10 protein-coding genes are annotated in these 17981 nt (G+C 67.1%); 5 read left to right on the forward strand and 5 right to left on the reverse strand.

The window, feature by feature from the left end:
* Positions 1–269: 269 nt before the first annotated feature.
* The 3 genes from AC1PLA_RS20580 to AC1PLA_RS20590 all read right to left on the reverse strand — a co-directional run bounded on the left by AC1PLA_RS20580 (position 270) and on the right by AC1PLA_RS20590 (position 5216).
* Complete coding sequence (locus AC1PLA_RS20580) at positions 270–1250, reverse strand: zinc-binding dehydrogenase (protein WP_053054180.1); 981 nt, start codon at positions 1248–1250, stop codon at positions 270–272.
* Positions 1251–1575: 325 nt separating this feature from the next.
* Positions 1576–4242 (reverse strand): glycerol-3-phosphate 1-O-acyltransferase PlsB, encoded by a 2667-nt coding sequence (plsB, locus tag AC1PLA_RS20585; protein WP_481105264.1) that lies wholly within the window; start codon positions 4240–4242, stop codon positions 1576–1578.
* On the reverse strand, positions 4242–5216 hold the full coding sequence (locus AC1PLA_RS20590) for a hypothetical protein (protein ID WP_481105265.1): 975 nt from the start codon (positions 5214–5216) through the stop codon (positions 4242–4244). Before AC1PLA_RS20590 ends, plsB begins: the two co-directional genes overlap by 1 nt.
* A 406-nt stretch (positions 5217–5622) precedes the next feature.
* Here AC1PLA_RS20590 and AC1PLA_RS20595 point away from each other — a divergent pair, with 406 nt between their 5' ends.
* The 4 genes from AC1PLA_RS20595 (at position 5623) to AC1PLA_RS20610 (ending at position 14957) form a co-directional block, all read left to right on the forward strand.
* Positions 5623–6675 (forward strand): LacI family DNA-binding transcriptional regulator, encoded by a 1053-nt coding sequence (locus AC1PLA_RS20595; RefSeq protein WP_166769503.1) that lies wholly within the window; start codon positions 5623–5625, stop codon positions 6673–6675.
* Positions 6676–6809: 134 nt separating this feature from the next.
* The gene (locus AC1PLA_RS20600) at positions 6810–9839 is read left to right on the forward strand and encodes a TonB-dependent receptor (RefSeq protein WP_039520886.1); all 3030 of its coding nucleotides are present in this window, start codon (positions 6810–6812) and stop codon (positions 9837–9839) included.
* 317 nt (positions 9840–10156) lie between these two features.
* The gene (locus tag AC1PLA_RS20605; RefSeq protein WP_481105266.1) at positions 10157–13189 is read left to right on the forward strand and encodes a TonB-dependent receptor domain-containing protein; all 3033 of its coding nucleotides are present in this window, start codon (positions 10157–10159) and stop codon (positions 13187–13189) included.
* A 247-nt stretch (positions 13190–13436) separates the two neighbouring features.
* The gene (locus AC1PLA_RS20610) at positions 13437–14957 is read left to right on the forward strand and encodes a tryptophan halogenase family protein (RefSeq protein WP_349780240.1); all 1521 of its coding nucleotides are present in this window, start codon (positions 13437–13439) and stop codon (positions 14955–14957) included.
* Positions 14958–15200: 243 nt separating this feature from the next.
* Here the strand turns inward: AC1PLA_RS20610 and pyrF are convergent, their stop codons facing one another.
* Both pyrF and AC1PLA_RS20620 read right to left on the reverse strand, forming a co-directional pair.
* Positions 15201–15932 carry an orotidine-5'-phosphate decarboxylase gene (gene pyrF / locus AC1PLA_RS20615; protein WP_349780239.1) on the reverse strand — a complete coding sequence of 244 codons (732 nt, stop codon included), beginning with the start codon at positions 15930–15932 and terminating at the stop codon, positions 15201–15203.
* On the reverse strand, positions 15929–16885 hold the full coding sequence (locus AC1PLA_RS20620; RefSeq protein ID WP_104623959.1) for a 5'-nucleotidase, lipoprotein e(P4) family: 957 nt from the start codon (positions 16883–16885) through the stop codon (positions 15929–15931). Before AC1PLA_RS20620 ends, pyrF begins: the two co-directional genes overlap by 4 nt.
* A 306-nt stretch (positions 16886–17191) precedes the next feature.
* On the opposite strand from AC1PLA_RS20620, the gene AC1PLA_RS20625 reads away from it, so the two are divergent.
* Positions 17192–17860, forward strand: coding sequence for a YceH family protein (locus AC1PLA_RS20625; RefSeq protein ID WP_047127679.1), 669 nt, complete (start codon positions 17192–17194; stop codon positions 17858–17860).
* Positions 17861–17981: the final 121 nt, after the last annotated feature.

Below are 17981 nucleotides of genomic sequence, written 5' to 3' on the forward strand. Positions count from 1 at the left end.
GCCACACCCTCACCCCAACCCCGCTGCGCGCCCCAGCCCACGTCTTGCGATGCGGGCGCTCCAAGGCACGCGCGCCAGTGGCGCGCAAGCGGTGCCGCTTCGCCCCGAGGGGAGAGGGGCTTGATATGCCGGCCTTGGAGAATTGTCGATCTCTTCGGCCGATCTGGGTAACGGATCCGGGCGCTTATTCGCGTCAGCGGACGTGCAAGCGCCTCACCGCTTTTGCGCGTTAGGCGCCGACTGTCGTAAGACGACCCGAGCCGCCGTCCTCAGCCTGCGCGCAGCAGGATCTTGCCGCGGCGGCCCGGTTCGGCGCTTGCCGCTGCCGCTTTCGCCGCGTCTTCCAGATCGAATACCGCTTCAACCGGCAGGGCCAGGCTGCCATCGACGGCGGCCTTGAGCAGTTCGCCGATCATGCGGCGCTTGTCCTCGGGCTTGGTGGCGGCCATGACCTTGCTGCCCCAGAAACCGCGCACGCTGGCCTGCTTGAAGATCACATCGCCGCTGGAAATCTGCAGCGGCTCGCCGGTCATCGAACCGAACGAGATCAGCTCGCCGCCTTCGGCAAGCAGCCCCATCAGGTCGCCGGCCGCGCTGCCGGCCACCGAGTCGATTGCGCGCACGATCGGCGCCTCGCCGACCAGCGCGCGCACGCTGTCCTGCCAGCCCTCCCGGGCGGTGGAGACCGCGTTACCGATGCCCAGTGCCTGCAGCTCGTCCACGCCGGCGTCGCGGCGCACCAGATTGACCACGTTGATGCCGCGCACGGCGGCGAGCATGGCGACGGTCTTGCCGACCGCGCCGTTGGCGGTGTTCTGCACGATCCAGTCGCCTTTTTCGACCTGCAGGAACTCGATCAGCATCAGCGCGCTCAGCGGCATGGCGATCAACTGGCAACCGCGGTCGTCGTCCAGCGCGTCGGGCAGCGGCACCACGCCGGACGCGTCGGCCAGGAAAAACTCCGCCCAGCTCTCGTGCACGCCGGCGGCGACCACGCGCTGGCCGGTCTGCAGGCCTTGGACGCCTTCGCCCAGGGCGTCGATCACGCCGGCTGCTTCGCTGCCGCCGATTGCGGGAAGCTCCGGCTTGTAGCCGTAATTGCCGCGCACCGTCCACAGGTCGTGGTTGTGGATGGGCGAGCGACGCATGGCGATGCGCACCTGGCCCTTGCCGGGCTGCGGGGTGGGCCGTTGCCCGAGTTCGAGCACCTTGGCCGGGTCGCCGAATTGGGTGTGGATGGCTGCGCGCATGGAAATCTCCTGCCGGGCACGCCAGTGATCCAGCGCACCCGATCGTGATGAAAGGTGGCGCGATGCTATCGGTACGGCTGCAAGAGGCGGATGAAACGAACGGAACTGTTGTGTGAAGTTGCGGCGTTGGTGGAGGATGCCTGGAGTGACTCTGGTCTACTACAGCGCCGGGGGTCGCGTGCTGACCGACCCGCATCCGCCCTTCGGGGCACCTTCTCCCGGTGGGAGAAGGGAGGCGTCGTGCGCATCTGCGCTTCCCTGCTGGTGCGCTGCCATTGCCCGGCATCACCTACCACAGGGAGACGCTGGCGTTTGTACTGCCGCCTTACTCGGCCGGCGGCAGCACCACGTCCGGCTTGACCGCCTCGGGGCTGACCCGCTCGATGGTGTGGCGCAATTCGCGGCCAAGGATGAACTTGGCGTCCTTGGCCCAGGCATCCAGGCGCTCGTCGAACAGCAGCTTGCTGTTCTCGTCCGGCCACACCAGGCGCAGCTCGCGCAGTTTCTGGATGAAGCTGCGGAACAGGGTCTTGTCGAAGAACTCCGGGGCGGCCGGGGCATACAACAGGCTCAGGCGCTGCGCGGCCTGCTGGCACAGGCTTTCCAGCTCGCCGGCACCGAGCACGCCGGGGCCGTTCTTCACCAGCACCGAGATGGCGATGTAATAGCGCTCGAAGGCCTGCTGCAGCGAATGGCCGATCGCACGCAGGCGGAACACCTCGTCGGTCTGCCCGGTGTTGCGGGTGAGGATGCCGCCATCGTCGTCGGTGACGTTGAGCAGCAGGCCTTCGCGCACGAACATGTCGATGGTCTGTTCGATGCGTTCGGCAAAGCGGTCCTCGCTCCACGGCAGGAACAACTCCGCCTGCAGGAACGGGTACACGGTGCGCCCCAGGCGCAGCAGGCCGGCACGGCTCATGCGGCGGTTGTTCTGGAAACAACACGCCACCCACGAGGACGCCGTGAACAGGTGCAGCACGTTGTTGCGGAAGTAGCTCAGCAACACCGCGGTGTCGCCGCTGACGCTCAGCACATCGCCCAGCGGATGCGACACGCGCGTGAGCACGTTGATCTCTTCGGCATGGGTGATGATGCGCGCCGGGGTGTGCGGGGTGACGGTGACGCGGTCCGAATACGGCATCTCCGCCAGCAGCTTCTTGCACAGCTCGATCTGCGCGATCAGGTCGGCCTCGCCCATCGCGTGCTTGGGCGTGGACAGCAGCGCCAGCGCCAGCAGGTTGATCGGGTTGACGTCGGCGGCGCAGTTGATGCGGGTCTGGATCTGGGTGGACAGCGTGTCCACCGCCGGTGCCAGCCAGGTGGGCTTTTCGTCGTCGGGCAGCGGTTGGCCGTCCCAGTCGGGCGCGTGCTTGGCCAGCACGTCGTTGAGCGCGATCGGCTCGCCGAAGTTCACCACCACCTGGCCGTAGTTCTGCTTGAGCACCTTGGGGATGGACCACAGCAGGCCCCAGATGGATTCCTTCTCCTTGGGCCGGCCGGTGAGCTCGTCCAGGTAGCTGTTGCCTTCCATCAGCTTCTCGTAGCCGATGTAGACCGGCTGGAACAGCACCGGCTTGCGCGGCTGGCGCAAGTAGGCGCGCAGCGTCATCGCGATCATGCCGCCCTTGGGCTGCAGCAGGCGCCCGGTGCGCGAGCGCCCGCCTTCAACGAAGTATTCGATCGAGTAACCGCCGGCCACCAGCTGGGCGACGTACTCGCTGAGCACCGCCGAATACAGCGCATTGCCCTTGATCGAGCGGCGGATGAAGAACGCGCCGCCCTTGCGCAGCAGCGTGCCGACCACCGGCAGGTTGAGGTTGATGCCGGCCACGATGTGCGGCGGCACGATGCCGCGTTCGTACAGCAGGTAGCTCAGCAGCAGGTAATCCATGTGGCTGCGGTGGCTGGGCACGTAGACCACTTCGTGCCCGGGCGCGGCCTGCTTGAGCTTGTCCAGGTGATGCACCAGCACGCCGGCGTAGATGCGGTTCCACACATGAGTGAGCAGGAAGCTGGCCGAGCGCACCACCGGGCTGGAATAGTCGGCGGCGATTTCCCAGGCGTAGGCATGCGCCTTGCGCCAGGCATCGACCGGCTTGGAGTTGTCGCGCTTGGCCTGGGTGGCGATCGCCTCGCGCACCGAGTCGGCGGCCAGCACCTGGTCCACCAGCAGGCGGCGGGTGGACAGGTCCGGCCCGATCACCGCCTCACGGATACGCCGGAAGTGGGTGCGCAGCACGCGCTGCAGCTTGCGCAGGGTGCGCTCGGGCGGCAGGCCTTCGGCCATGGTCTGGCGCAGCGAGATCGGCGGCGCGAAACGCACGATGGTGGTGCGGCCATTGAGCAGCACCGCCAGCAGGCGCCGGAAGCGGCCGACCAGCGCCCAGTTTTCCGAGAACAGCACCGCGAACCAGCCGCTCTGCTTGTCCGGCGCGCGGCCGACGAAGATCGACACCGGCACCAGATGCACGTCCAGGTCGGCGCGCACGCGGTGCGCCTGCAGCAGCTTGGCCAGCGAATCCGAATGGGTCTTGCCGCCGCGCTGCTCGGGGATCAGCGAATTGCTGCTGCTGCGCCGCGACAGCGCCAGGTAGGCGCGCTTGCGCTGCAGCGGGTCGCCCGGCAGCGGCACCAGTGGCGAGGGCAGCCCGGCCTCGCGGCAGGCCTTGTCCAGGATCAGCGCGCTGGACAGGCCGTAGTCCTCCAGCACGTAGACCACCGGCGTGCCGTCGTCGTAGCGGCTCGGCTGATCCGGTTCGATGGTCAGGCTCAGCCAGGGGTCGGCCAGGCGGCCGAGCAGGCGCGCCCACCACGGGCGTTTGGCGCTGCGGGCAGCGGCGACGGCGGGCGCGATCGACGGCGCAGCGTCCGGCGGAATCGGAACGGCGGTCGGCAATGCGGCGGCCGTGGCACCGAGATCGGCGGCAGCGGTGGGCGGGGCGGGCTGGCCGTCCGGGAACGGCAGGGGATTCTGTTCTGGCATCACGGTCATTATCGCCCAGCCGGGCGTTGCCCGGTGGCGGCGGGCGTGGCGGGCGCGGCCGCCGGGGTGTCAGGCCTTGCAGCGGCGTCGGGTGCGGGCGCCGCCGGCGCAGCGCCGAGCAGCGCCTGCACTTCGTCCTGGGTCTGCTGCTGGTACCAGTGGCCGTCGCGCTTGATCAGGGCGATGCTCAGGTCGATGTCGTGCGCGGCCAGCGGATAGCGCAGCCGCACCTGGGCGCGGTCGCCGTCCTGCATGATCAAGCCGGTGCGCAGCGCATCCAGGCTGCTGTCCAGCGACAGGCCGTAACGCTCCAGCACCTGCTTGGCCGCGGCCCAGAACGGCCCGAGCCGGCGCAGGCTCTCTTCCATCCCCAAGCGCTGCAGATCGGCGTCTGAGCCGATGCCGGTGGCGCGGGCGGCGGTCACCAGGTCGGCGATGCTGGCCTTGGCACGCGCGCGGTCGGCCAGCGGCGCGGTGGCCGCCCAGGCGCTCAGGGCATCGACCAGCTGCACGTAATGGGCGCGCTGCTCGGGCTGGTAGTCGCTGCGGCTGCGCAGGTATTGCACGCCGAACTGGCCCAGCGACTGCGCGGCCTGGCGGATGCCCTGCGACTGGCCGGCCAGCTGTGCATCGAAGGCCTGCTGCAGCTGGCGCTCGGCGCCGGGCGCCGACAAAGTGCCGAGCAGGCTGCCGACCTCGTTGGGCAGCGGCAGCTCGGTCAGCGGCCAACGGCTGGCACCGCTGCGCCAGGCCGCCTCCAGCTGGGTGTATTGCGCGGGGGTGACCCGGATCCGCGCATAGGCGACCAGGTCGTTGCGCCGCAAGGGCAGGGTCATCGACTGCATCGCTGCGGCCGGCTCGGCGCTGGCGCCCGGCAAGGCGGCGGTCTTGTCGGCGCGCTGGCAGCTGCCCAGGCATAGCGCTGCCAGCAGCACCCACGCGATGGACTGGAACCGGCCGGCGCGGACGGTGGATGGCGACATGCGCACGCTGTTCCCCTGATCGATCGGCGCATCTTGCTGTCTGAACGCACTGGCGGCAAGGCGCGCGACAACCGTGCGCCCGGGTACGGTGCGGAAACGTTAGATTTTCGCAGTTCCATGCATGTTGTCGCCTAGTGTCCGACATTGACTGCCGTTGTCCTTTCCGGACAAACTTGTCCAGGCGATGCCGCCAAGCCCTTGTGCCACCTGCGTTTAGCCCAATGGTGCAGCGCATCATGTAAGCGCTTGCAGTTCCTGCTAGCGTGCGCGCCATCTCGCTCTGAGGTCGCCATCGGTTGGGGCCGATGTCATTCATGTGCATGTGTGACACGAACGTTCTGCGCCAGCGGACCGTGCGACCCTTCCCGGCGTGCGGCGGCAGCCGCGTTGTCCTGGAGGTTTTGCCATGAGTCGGCCACGCTCCGAAGGCGGTAGCGTCACCATCAAGGACGTCGCGCGCGAAGCGCAGGTGTCGGTGGCAACGGTCTCGCGCACCATGAATGGGCATCAGCATGTGGCCGAGTCGGTGCGCGAGCGCGTGCTGCAGGTGGCCCGTGCGCTGCATTACATCCCGCACCACGCCGCGCGCAGCCTCAGCAGCCGGCGCACCCACACCATCGGGGTGGTGTTGCCGGACCTGCATGGCGAATTCTTTTCCGAACTGATCCGCGGCATCGACCAGGTGGCGCGCGAGCAGGGCTACCACCTGCTGGTGTCCAGCTCGCACGGCGACCCGCAGGCGCAGCGCAAGGCGCTGGAACGCCTGCCCGGGCGCGTGGACGGGGTGGTGGTGATGTCGCCCTCGCTGGGCGACTCCGGCGTGCACGAGGACGCCCTGCCCGGCGGCCTGCCGGCGGTGCTGCTCAACTGCGCCGGCGCGGCCAGCCAGCGCCCGGTGCTCAACGTGGACAACTACGGCGGCGCGCGGACGATGACCCGGCACCTGCGCGACAGCGGCCACCGCCGCATCGCCTTCATCGCCGGGCCGGCCGACAACTTCGATGCGCACGAGCGTTTGCGCGGCTACCGCGACGAGCTGGCGCTGGATGCCGACGTGCAGCCGTGGGTGCTGCCGGGCAACTTCGACGAAGAGTCCGGCTACCGCGCCGGCCAGACGCTGGCACAGGGCGCACGCCCGGATGCGGTGTTCGCGGCCAACGACATGATGGCGCTGGGCTGCCTGTTCGCGCTCGGCCATGCCGGGCTGAAGGTGCCGCAGGACATCGCGTTGGCCGGCTTCGACGACGTGCCGATGGCGCGCTACGTGCTGCCGGCGCTGACCACCATGCGGGTGGATATCGCCGGGCTGGGCGCGCGGGCATTGCAGCTGTTGCTGGGCCAGCAACTGGTCGATGCGCCCGCCCCGCCCGCCGATGCCGCACCGCCGGCGTTTTCCGAGATGGTTCCCGAACTGATCGTGCGCGCGTCCAGCGCGCCGCGGGCGGCGCCTCCCACCTGAAACGCGCCACCACGCTTTGCCGAACGTGTGTTGCTTGCAGTCCTTGCCGTTGTTGCCAGCTGTCCCGCTTGACGCAGTACCGACGCGCCAGTCACTCCGCTGGTTCGCGCTTTACCCCTGGGAGGGGGAAAGTCATGAAGAATTACCGCACCGTCTCCACCCTGCCGGCGCGCAGCCTGTTGTGCTGCGCCCTTGCCGCCTCGTTGCTGGCCAGCACCCCGGCCATGGCCCAGTCCAGCAATGCGACCTTGCGCGGCCAGGTCGCGGCGGCGCAGGCCGGCACCACCGTGACCGCGACCAATGTGGCCAGCGGCGCCGTCCGGCGCGTGCCCACCGGCGCCGACGGCAGCTACGCGCTGGTCGGCCTGCCCCCGGGCACCTACAAGGTGGATGCCGGCCCCGGTAGCGAGCAGACCGTGACCCTGTCGGTGGCCTCGTCGGTCACCTTGAACCTGGGCGGCGGCGCGGCCGCGGCGCCTGCCGGCGATGCCACCACGCTGGATGCGGTGCAGGTCACCGCCACCACGCTGCAGGAGGTCAAGACCTCCGAAGTGGGCACCAACGTGTCGCTGAAGCAGATCAGCACCGTGCCGCAGCTGACGCGCAACTTCCTGGAGTTCGCCGACACCGTGCCGGGCATGCAGTTCGAGACCAACTCCAACGGCAACAGCCAGATCCGCGGCGGCGCGCAGGGCAGCTCGGCGGTGAACGTCTACATCGACGGCGTCGGTCAGAAGAGCTACCTGTTCGGCGGCGTGTCCGGGCAGGAGCAGAGCGCGGGCAACCCGTTCCCGCAGCTGGCCATCGGTGAGTACAAGGTCATCACCTCCAACTACAAGGCCGAGTTCGACCAGGTCGGTTCGGCGGCGATCGTGGCCTCGACCAAGTCCGGCGGCAATGAGTTCCACGGCGAGATCTTCGGGCGCACCAGCAATACCGATTTCCGCGCGCGCCAACCCGACGAACGCGCCGGCGCGCCCAACTCCGATGGCAGCAAGCGCAAGACCCACCAGGACGAATACGGCTTTGCGCTGAGCGGGCCGATCGTGCAGGACAAGGCGCATTTCTTCTTCAGCTACGAAGGCAAGGGCTTCGAGGTCTCGGCCGATCCGGTGGCCGTGCCCGATCGCTTCAGCGCGCTCAGCGACGACCTGCCGGCCGGCGTGCAGAGCCGGCTCGGCTCGGTCACCCGCCCGTTCAACGAAGACCTGTACTTCGGCAAGGTCGACTGGGACATCGGCGAGAACGACCGCCTGGAGCTCACCGGCAAGTACCGCGACGAGGAAAGCCGCGACAGCGTCGGCGGCCAGACCACCGCGATCGCCTCCAAGATCAACCTCAACACCGAAAAGCGCTTCGACCTGCGCTGGCAGCACTACGGCGAGCGCTACGTCAACGAAGCGCGCGTGTCCTATGAAGACGTGCTGTTCAATCCCACCGCCTACACCGTGGGTAGCCAGAGCGTGTACACGCGCGGCATCGCCGAAGACGACGTGCTGCTCAACGACGGCGCTACCAGCGGCCTGGCGATCCAGCGCAAGGGCCAGAAAGGCCCCAGCTTCCAGAACGACCTGACCTTCAACAACCTGGAGTGGCACGGCAACCACGTCATCAAGATGGGCGTGAAGTACAAGGAAGTGGAGCTGACCCAGAGCGAGAACTCTGCGGCCAACCCGTCGTTCTACTACGCGGTGGGCGATGGCGCGGGCACCTCGGCCATTCCCTACCAGGTGCGCTTCAACCTGCCGTTCGCCGGTGCCGCACCGTCGGTGACCACCACCAGCAAGCAGCTGGGCCTGTACATCCAGGACGATTGGGACGTCAACGACAAGCTGCAGTTGAATATCGGCGTGCGCTGGGATGGCGAAAAGATTCCCTCGTACCTGGACAACGTGACCCCGCCGGAAGTGGTGGCGGCCTTGAACGGCCCCGGCACCGATCCGGCCGTGAGCGCCACCTACGCCGAGCAACTGGCCAAGGGCGGGGTGGACATCAACGACTACATCAGCAACGGCCGCAACCGCAAACAGGACAACAACAACTTCGCGCCGCGCCTGGGCTTTTCCTACGACTTCCGTGGCGACGAGTCGCTGGTGCTGTTCGGCGGTGCCGGCCGCAGCTACGACCGCAACCTGTTCGACGTGATGGGCCTGGAGCAGATCAAATCCGCGCTGGCGCAGTACACGATCCGCTTTGCCGGGCCCACCAATTGTGTCCCGGCGCCGGGTACCTGCACCGCCTTCGATCCGACCTATGTGAGCAATCCCGACAGCCTGGCCAACCTGGTCGATGCGCGCGTGCGCAATGGCGAAATCGACCTGCTCAACAACGATCTGAAGACGCCGTATGCCGACCAGTATTCGTTGGGCCTGCGCACCCAGCTGGGCGAGTGGAACACCTCGGCCACGCTGTCGTATATCCATAGCAAGGACGGTTTCATCTTCACCCTGGGCAACCGCTATGCCAACGGCGATTTCTTCCAGAACGGCGCTCAGGCGTTCGAGCAGCGGCCGCAGGGCTTCGGCAACCTGATCATCGGCAACAACGGCGTGGAGACCAAAACCGGCCAGTTGCTGCTGTCGGCGGACAAGGCCTATACGCAGGAGAGCGGCTGGGGCCTGACCGCGGCCTACACCTTCTCGCGTGCGCGCGGCAATCGCGGCAACGACGATCGCTACGGATTCGATGCGGCCACCATTGCCGACTACCCGTTCCTGGATCTCAATGCGGTGCCGCGCCACCGCCTGGTGCTTACCGGCATCTACGACCTGTTCTGGGGCATCAGCGGCTCGGCCAAGCTGACCCTGGCCACGGTGCCGCCGCGCAACGAGGCGATCTCCTACGACCAGTACGGCGGCCCGAGTTCGGACAATATCCGCGTGGTCTCGGTGGATGCACCCGGCGGCAAGTTCATCGCCGGCGGCGACATCTTCGGCACCCGCCAGCTGGACTTGTCGTTGTCCAAGGACATGCACATCACCGATGCGGTGACGGTGCAGGTGCGCGGCGATCTGATCAATGCGCTGAACTTCCGCAACTACGATCAGTACAGCATCGACTGGGGCAGTGCCGGCGTGTATGACCCGCGCGTGAGCATCAACCAGTACGGCGCGATGTCCACTCCGCCACGGACCTTATTCATGAGCGCACGCATCATCTGGTAACGGCTGCGTTGGCGGCATCCGGCGTCTCGGCGCCGGTACCGCACCCGCTGCCTAAGCTGCATCGGCCCCACGGCAATGGGGAGGGGCCGGCCGCAGGCTTGTTGCATCGTCCCGATTGAGGTGTGTTGCTGCGGCGCGACGCGCGATGCGCGCGATGCCGCAGATGGCACGCTCCGGTTGGCGACCGTTTTTGCTGTGTTTGCCGTCCCTGCTGTTTGTTTGTTGCCCGCTGTACCCGTTCCATCCACACCAAGCACCAACCTCGACGCGCCAGTCACTTCACTGGTTCGCGCTTTACCCCTGGGAGGGGGAAAGTCATGAAGACTCACCGCACCGTCTCCACCCTGCCGGCACGTAGCCTGTTGTGCTGCGCCCTGGCTGCCTCGTTGTTCGCCACCACCCCGGCCATGGCCCAGTCCAGCAACGCCACGTTGCGCGGACAGGTCGCTTCCGCACAGAGCGGCAGCGAGGTCGTCGTCACCAACCTTGCCACTGGCTCGGTGCGACGCGCACCGGTCAATGCCAACGGCAACTACACCATCGTCGGTCTGCAGCCGGGCACCTACAAGGTCGAATCCAATGGCGCCAGCCGCACGGTGACCCTGTCGGTGGCCTCCAGCGCCACCGTCGATCTCGGCATCGAGGCGGCCGCGGCGCCCGCCGGCGACGCGACCACACTGGACACGGTGACGGTCAGCGCGCCGATGATTCGCGACGTCAAGACCTCCGAGGTGGGCAACACGGTGTCGCTGCGCCAGATCCAGCAGCTGCCACAGGCCACGCGCAACTTCCTGGAATTCGCCGACACCGTGCCGGGCATGGTGTTCACCATCGACCAGGACGGCAACACCAAGCTGCGCGGCGGTGCGTCCAACGCCAGCTCCAGCAATCTGTACATCGACGGCGTGAGCCAGAAGAGCTACGTTTCCGGCGGCGGCATCGCCGGCCAGGACGAGACCCAGGGCAACCCGTTCCCGCAGCTGGCGATCGGCGAATACAAGGTCATCACCTCCAACTACAAGGCCGAATACGGCCAGATCAGCGGCGCGGCGATCACTGCGGCGACCAAGTCCGGCACCAACGAGTTCCATGGCGAAGCGTTCTACCGCTTCACCAATCAGGACCTGCGTAAGCAACGCCCGGACGAAGCCGATGGCAAGGTCGATTCGCAGACCAAGGAATATGGTTTTGCGATCGGCGGCCCGCTGATCCAGGACCGCATGCATTTCTTCTTCGCCTACGAAGGCAAGGACAATGTCGCGCCCAAGAGCGTGCAGCCCAGTGCCGAAGCGGCGCCATTCATCGGCCTGCTGCCGTCGAACCTGCGCGACCAGTACGGCGCGTCCAACATGCCGTTCACCGAAGATCTGTATTTCGGCAAGATCGACTTCGAACCGACCGACAATGATCGCATCGAGCTGGCCACGCAGTATCGCGACGAAACCCAGGTCAGCAATGTGGGCGGCCAGAACGCACCCGACCGCGCGGTGGACAAGATCAACAAGGACAAGCGCACCAGCCTGCGTTGGCAGCACAGTGCCGACAGCTGGTTCAACGAAGCCATCCTCACCACCGAAGATTCGCGCAATGTGCCGACGCCGCGCGGTGTGGGCAACGGTTCCATCTACACCTACATCGACCGCACCCAGGCCGATCCGCGCCAGTGGGTGTTCCTCAACACCGGCGCCGCCAGTGGCGAAGACTTCAAGTTGCGTAGCCAGAAGGGTTGGTCGTTCCAGAACGATCTGACCTTCAACGCACTGCAGTGGCATGGCGAGCACACCATCAAGACCGGTGTGACCTACCGCGACATCAAGCTGACCTCGCGCGAATCGAGCTCGCTCAATCCTCAGTTCAGCTATGAAGTCGGCCAGAACGGGGTGGCTCCGGTGCCGTTCCAGGTGCGCTACATCCGTGCGTTCGACAACCCCGGCCAGCTGCCGGTGGTCGAGTCGCCGTCCAAGCAGTACGGCATCTATCTGCAGGACGACTGGGCCGCCACCGACAAGCTGATGATCAACATCGGCGTGCGCTACGACTACGAAGACACCCCGGCCTACACCGACTTCGTGACCTCGCAGCCGTTCGTGAATGCGCTGTATTCCGACGATCCGGAAAACCCCGGCCAGCCATGGGCCAACCGCCTGCTGCCCAGCGGCGTCAACGTGGCCGATTACATCAGCACCGGCAACAACCGCAAGAACTTCAAGGACGCCTGGGCACCGCGTCTGGGCTTCTCCTACGACCTGTTCGGCGATGAGGCGGCAGTGATCCACGGTGGTGCGGGCCGTTCCTACGACCGCAACCTGTTCGAACAGCTCGCGCTGGAATCGGTCAAGGCCGCGCTGTCGCCGGTAGTGGTGTACTTCAGCGATGCCGCCAGCGGCCAGGGCTGCTTCCGCGACGACCGCGCCTGTGCGCCTTGGAATCCGGCGTTTCTCACCGGCATCGATCAGCTCAACACGATCCCCGGCACCAGCGACAGCTCCGAGCTTTTCATGTTCAAGAACAAGCTCAAGACCCCGTACAGCGACCAGTACAGCATCGGCATCAGCAACCAGGTCGGCGATTGGCTGACCGATGTCACCTTCCAGCGGATCCTGTCCTACGACGGGCTGGTGATGAGCCTGGTCAACCGCTATCCGAACGGCGCGTACTTCGATGCCAACGGCGGCGTGCCGTGGGGCGAGCCGGTGCCGGGCTATCGCAACACCATCATCGGCAACAACGGTCTGGAGCAGCGCAGCAGCCAGGTGTTGCTGTCGGCCGAAAAGCCCTACACCAAGGAATCGGGTTGGGGCTTGAACCTGGCGTACACGCATACCAGCGCGCGCCAGAACCGCAACATCGACGAGCCGTTTGCATTCGACAAGGCCACCATCCGCGACTATCCGTTCGTGAAGTCCGATGCGGTCTCGGCGCACCGCTTCGTGGCCTCCGGCTCGCTGGATGGTCCGTGGGGCGTCACCTTCGGCGCCAAGCTGGTGCTGGCAACGCCCGAGCCGATCAACACGATTGCCTGCTACGGCTTCACCGATCCCGATGGCGGCACCTGCCAGCAGATCGGCGTCACTCCGCCGGGCAACGGCAAGTTCCTGCTGGGCGGCAAGATCTGGGGCTACCGCACCGTGGATCTGCAGGCCACCAAGGACTTCACCGTGGCTGGCGACTTCAAGCTGACCGCACGGGTGAACGTGCTCAATGTGTTCGATTTCAAGAACTTCACCCAGTACCAGTACAACAGCTTCGGCAGTAATGGTCGGCTGGAGCCGGACATCACCGTGGTCAACGACGGCGAGATCGGCTACGTGCCACGCAGCGTGATTTTCGAAGTGGGTGCAAAGTTCTGATCCACTGCAACGTGCACGCGCATGCGCCTGCATGCGCGTGAGTCGAACGGGGCCGCGTGGCCCCGTTCGCCTGTCAGTTTCAGAGTGGCGAACAAAACATAGCGGGCAGTCGTCTGTTGGGCATCACACACTTGCGACGTAACGGTGTGCACGTGGTGCATGTTGTCCCGTGTATCGATTGCAACCGCCTGGCAATGACCACAGACGTTTTGTTGGCGGCTTCTCTTCTTCTCAGGACCGGACTTCCATGATCCCCGCTCCCCTCCGCAACATCGTCATCGTCGGCGGTGGCACCGCTGGCTGGATGGCCGCCGCGGCCTTCGCGCGCGTGCTTGGCCCCGGCTTCAAGGTGCAGCTGATTGAGTCCGAACAGCTCGGCACCGTCGGCGTCGGCGAGGCCACCGTGCCGCACATCAAGGCCTTCAATAACCTGCTCGGCATCGACGAAGCCGAGTTCGTCCGCCAGACCCAGGGCAGCTTCAAGCTCGGCATCGAGTTCGTCGACTGGCAGCGGCCCGGCACGTCGTACATCCATGGCTTCGGCACCCAGATCGGGCACCCGCTCGGGCTGCTGCCGTTCCACCAGTACTGGATCAAGCAGCACGCGCGCGGCAAGGCGCAGCCGCTGGGTGCCTATACGCTCAACACCGTGGCCGCGGTGCGCGGCAAGTTCATGACCTCGGCCGGCGATGTGCCGGCCAATTCGCCGCTGGCCAATATCGCCTACGCATATCACTTCGACGCCACGCAGTACGCGCGCTTCTTGCGCACTTACGCCGAACAGCGCGGCGTCACCCGTATCGAAGGCCTGGTCGAGCAGGTGCAGCTGCATGCGGACAGTGGCCACGTGCAATCGCTGCAGCTGGCCTCCGGGCAGGTCGTCAGCGGCGACCTGTTCATCGACTGCTCCGGCTTCCGCGGGCTGTTGATCGAAGAAGCGCTGCACACCGGCTACCACGACTTCACCCATTGGCTACCCTGCGACCGCGCCCTGGCGGTGCCGAGCGAAAACGTCGGCCCGCCCACGCCGTATACGCGCTCCACCGCGCGCGCGGCCGGCTGGCAGTGGCGCATCCCGCTGCAGCACCGCACCGGCAACGGCTATGTGTATTCCAGCGCGCACATCAGCGACGACGAAGCCGCCGCCACGCTGCTCGCCAACCTGGAGGGCAAGCCGCTGGCCGACCCGCGCCCGCTGCGCTTCACCACCGGGCGGCGCAAGCAGTTCTGGAACCGCAATGTGGTGGCGCTGGGCCTGGCCAGCGGCTTTCTGGAGCCACTGGAATCGACCAGCATCCACCTGATCCAGGCCGGCATTTCCCGGCTGCTGGAGCTGTTTCCGCGCGAGGGCATCAGCCCGGTGCTGGTGCAGCGCTACAACGACCGGCTGGCGTTCGAGTTCGACCGCATCCGCGATTTCCTGGTGCTGCATTACCACGCCACCGAGCGCGACGACAGCACGTTCTGGCGCCACTGCCGCACGATGCCGATCACCCCGGAGCTACAGACCACGCTGGACCTGTTCCGCGACAGCGGGCGCTTCTATCGCAATGCCGAGGAGATGTTCGCCGAGATCAGCTGGGTGCAGGTGATGGTCGGCCAGGGCATCCTGCCGCAGGGCTACCACCCATTGGTGGACCAGGTGCCCAATCACGACGCCGAACGCTTCCTGGCCAGCGTGGCGCAGACCATCGGCCACTGCGTGGACGTCATGCCGACCCACCAGCAGTTCATTGATCGCTACTGCAAGGCAACGGCGCCGCGTTGAGCGACGGCACCGCCGGCGCAGTCGCCGATCGGCAGGCAAAAAAAAGGACCGGGCACAAGGCCCGATCCCTTCGAAAACCGGGACAAGCCCGGTGGACAATGAGTGGCACAGCTTCCGACTGACATCGGACGAGGGGCATCGTACGCAGGCTTTAACGTTAAAGCAACACTTTAATTCTATCGCTTTAACTTATTGATTTTGCTTGCTTGCGCCGCGTGCGGCGTGCGCTATCCCCATGCTCCGTCAGTGCTGCTCCGCTCGCAGCACTGCCTGGATTCCTGCCTGGATCGCATTCGCCGCAGCGGCCGGATCGGCAGCCAGGCGGATCGGCCGGCCGACCACGATGGCATCGGCGCCGTCGTGGAAGGCCTGCGCCACACCCACGGTACGTTGCTGATCGTCGCCGACCGGGCCGCCGGGGCGGATGCCGGGGCAGACGATTGAAAACCCCACGCCGGTGGCGCTACGGATCGGGCCGGCCTCCTGGCCGGAGGCGATTACCCCGTCGATGCCGGCGGCCTGCGCGGCCAGCGCGCGCTCCACCACCACCTCCACCGGTTCGCGGTCGATGCCCATCGCGGCCAGGTCCGGCCGGCCCATCGAGGTCAGCACGGTCACCGCCAGCAGGCGCATGTCGCCGTGGTTGGCCTCGGCGGCGGCCTGCAGCATGCCGGCGTGCCAGCCGTGCACGGTGCAATAGCTCACCGGCCACTGCGCCAGCCGGCGGATGGTGCCGGCCACGGTGGCGGGGATGTCGAAGAACTTCAGGTCCACGAACACGCGCTTGTCGCGCCTGGCCAGGGCGTCGAGCACCTGGAAGTACTCGCCAGAGGCCAGCAGCTCCATGCCGATCTTGTAGAAGGACACCGACTCGCCCAGGCGGTCGACCCAGGCGATCGCCTCGTCGTGGCCAGGCACATCCAGCGCGAAGATCAGCCGCTCATGCGCGGCCAGCGGCAGCGGGGCGCGGCTCATCGGGCCACCTCCAGCGCGGCGCGCTTGGCATCGTGGCGCTGCTGCCAGGGCTGGGCGTAATCGTTGTTGAACTGCGCCGGCTCCCAACCGCCGTAGCTGGGGTTGGGAAGCATCCACCAGCGCTCGCCGAACCAGTCGTGGTACTGCTGCAGCAGCGCGCCACGCGCCTGGCCGGTGTTGGCGGTGACCTGCACGAAGTCGCCGAGCTGGTCGCCAAACTGCATCAGCACGCGGTACTTTTGGCCGGCCAGCTGGCGCCGGCAGTTCTTCTCGCTGCCGTTCTGCTCGCAGCCCTGGACCACCGTGCCAAGGCCCAGGAACACGCTGTCATCGGCCACCGGCAGCCCGACGCTGCGCAGGTTGGCCAGCGTGGCGTCCTTCAGATGCACGGCGCGGTTGGAGATGTAGACCAGGGTGATGCCGCGGGCGTTGGCGGCCTTGGCGAAATCCACCACGCCCGGGATCGCGGTGGCCTTCTTCTCCGCCACCCACTGGTCCCAACTCAGCTCGTCGTATTCCTTGCCGTCGCGCAGCAGGCGCGCCTGGTAGGGCGAGTTGTCCAGCACCGTCTCGTCCACGTCCAGCACCACCGCCGGCTTCAGCCCGGTGGCGGCATTGCCGCGTTCCTCGGGCACCAGCGCGTCCCAGTTGGGCTGCTTCAGCGCAGCGTCCAGCTTGTCGGCAGCGGCGCGGTAGGTCTGCTCGGCCACGGCGCGGTATTCCTCCGAGCGCTGCATCCACAACACCGCGTTGAGGTTGTCGTCGCCGGCCGGCGCGGTGGCGGCTGCGGGCGGCGTGGCAGTCTTGGCTGCGGCGGCGCCGGCGGCCGCATTGGCGGACACGGCGGCGTCCTGCGCGCGCTGCGCCAGCTCCTTGTCGCCGGGTTTGCAGGCGCTCAGGGCCAGCGCGGTGCAGGCGAGCAGGGACAACGGGGCGTAAAGCGAGGGGCGCATGGCATCTACCAGGACAGGAGCGGCAATGAAGACCGCGATTTTAGCGGGTTCGCGCCGCCCCGCCCGCTCCGGCCGACGGCAGTGCTGCGGGCAGCGGCACGTGCGCACGCATGACGACGTGGCCACTGCGGCATTTGCTGGCGATGCGCGAGTGCCTCATGCGCCTGCGACGACTGACAGCCCCGGCGCCTGCCTGCGTCTTCGCTGCCGTTGCCGCTCTGGCTGCCCTGCATGGGATCGCGGCCTGAAGAATGCCGATGCAGGATCGGCATATCCTTGTGCGCTGATTGCCCCGGAGTCACCCCCATGACAGATGCACCTTCCCCGCCCGTCCTCGATACCGCCCAGGCCCGCGTGCTCGGCTGCCTGATCGAAAAAGAGGCGACCACGCCGGATGCGTATCCGCTCACGGTCAACGCCGCGCAGGTGGCCGCCAACCAGAAGACCGCACGCGAGCCGGTGCTGAACCTGCAGACCGGCGTGGTGCATCACGCCCTGCGTCAACTCGAAACCCTGGGGCTGGTCCGCCAGCAGTTTTCCTCGCGCGCCGAGCGTTACGAGCACCGGCTGGGCAGCGTGCTGGACCTGACCCGCCAGCAGGTCGCCCTGATCGGCCTGCTGCTGTTGCGCGGCCCGCAAACCCTGGGCGAACTGTTCGCGCGCAGCGAGCGGTTGGCGCGCTTCAACGATGCCGACGACGTGCGCCACCATCTGGACCGGCTCATCCAGCGCGGCCTGGCGGTGCAACTGCCGCGTGCCAGCGGCCAGCGCGAGGACCGCTACATGCATCTGCTCAGCGGCGAGCTGGATGTGGAGGCGTTGCAGGCCGCGGCGGCACGCGCTGCGCCAGGCCCCCGCAGCAACGCCGACAGCAGCGAGCTGGAAGCGCGCGTACAAACGCTGGAAGCCACCGTCGCCGAGCTGCAGGATGCGCTGGCCGCCGTGCAGGCGCGCCTGGAGGCGGCTGGCGCCTAGCGCGACGGTCCGCACCTGGAGATGCCCGCTTCACATCGACCCCTGCGCGGGGCGCAAAGCACGCAACGACCGGCCAGACCGCCAGACGACGCGCAGGCCGCGCAGTGACGGCGCAGCCTGC

The organism is Xanthomonas sp. NCPPB 1826 (assembly GCF_056725285.1).

What these genes read in the sequence shown, in the direction of transcription:
- AC1PLA_RS20620 (WP_104623959.1), bottom strand. Translation starts at nt 16,885, where the DNA reads ATGCGCCCCTCGCTTTACGCCCCGTTGTCCCTGCTCGCCTGCACCGCG.
- AC1PLA_RS20600 (WP_039520886.1), top strand. Translation starts at nt 6,810, where the DNA reads ATGAAGAATTACCGCACCGTCTCCACCCTGCCGGCGCGCAGCCTGTTG.
- AC1PLA_RS20610 (WP_349780240.1), top strand. Translation starts at nt 13,437, where the DNA reads ATGATCCCCGCTCCCCTCCGCAACATCGTCATCGTCGGCGGTGGCACC.
- pyrF (WP_349780239.1), bottom strand. Translation starts at nt 15,932, where the DNA reads ATGAGCCGCGCCCCGCTGCCGCTGGCCGCGCATGAGCGGCTGATCTTC.
- AC1PLA_RS20625 (WP_047127679.1), top strand. Translation starts at nt 17,192, where the DNA reads ATGACAGATGCACCTTCCCCGCCCGTCCTCGATACCGCCCAGGCCCGC.
- AC1PLA_RS20605 (WP_481105266.1), top strand. Translation starts at nt 10,157, where the DNA reads ATGAAGACTCACCGCACCGTCTCCACCCTGCCGGCACGTAGCCTGTTG.
- plsB (WP_481105264.1), bottom strand. Translation starts at nt 4,242, where the DNA reads ATGACCGTGATGCCAGAACAGAATCCCCTGCCGTTCCCGGACGGCCAG.
- AC1PLA_RS20590 (WP_481105265.1), bottom strand. Translation starts at nt 5,216, where the DNA reads ATGTCGCCATCCACCGTCCGCGCCGGCCGGTTCCAGTCCATCGCGTGG.
- AC1PLA_RS20580 (WP_053054180.1), bottom strand. Translation starts at nt 1,250, where the DNA reads ATGCGCGCAGCCATCCACACCCAATTCGGCGACCCGGCCAAGGTGCTC.
- AC1PLA_RS20595 (WP_166769503.1), top strand. Translation starts at nt 5,623, where the DNA reads ATGAGTCGGCCACGCTCCGAAGGCGGTAGCGTCACCATCAAGGACGTC.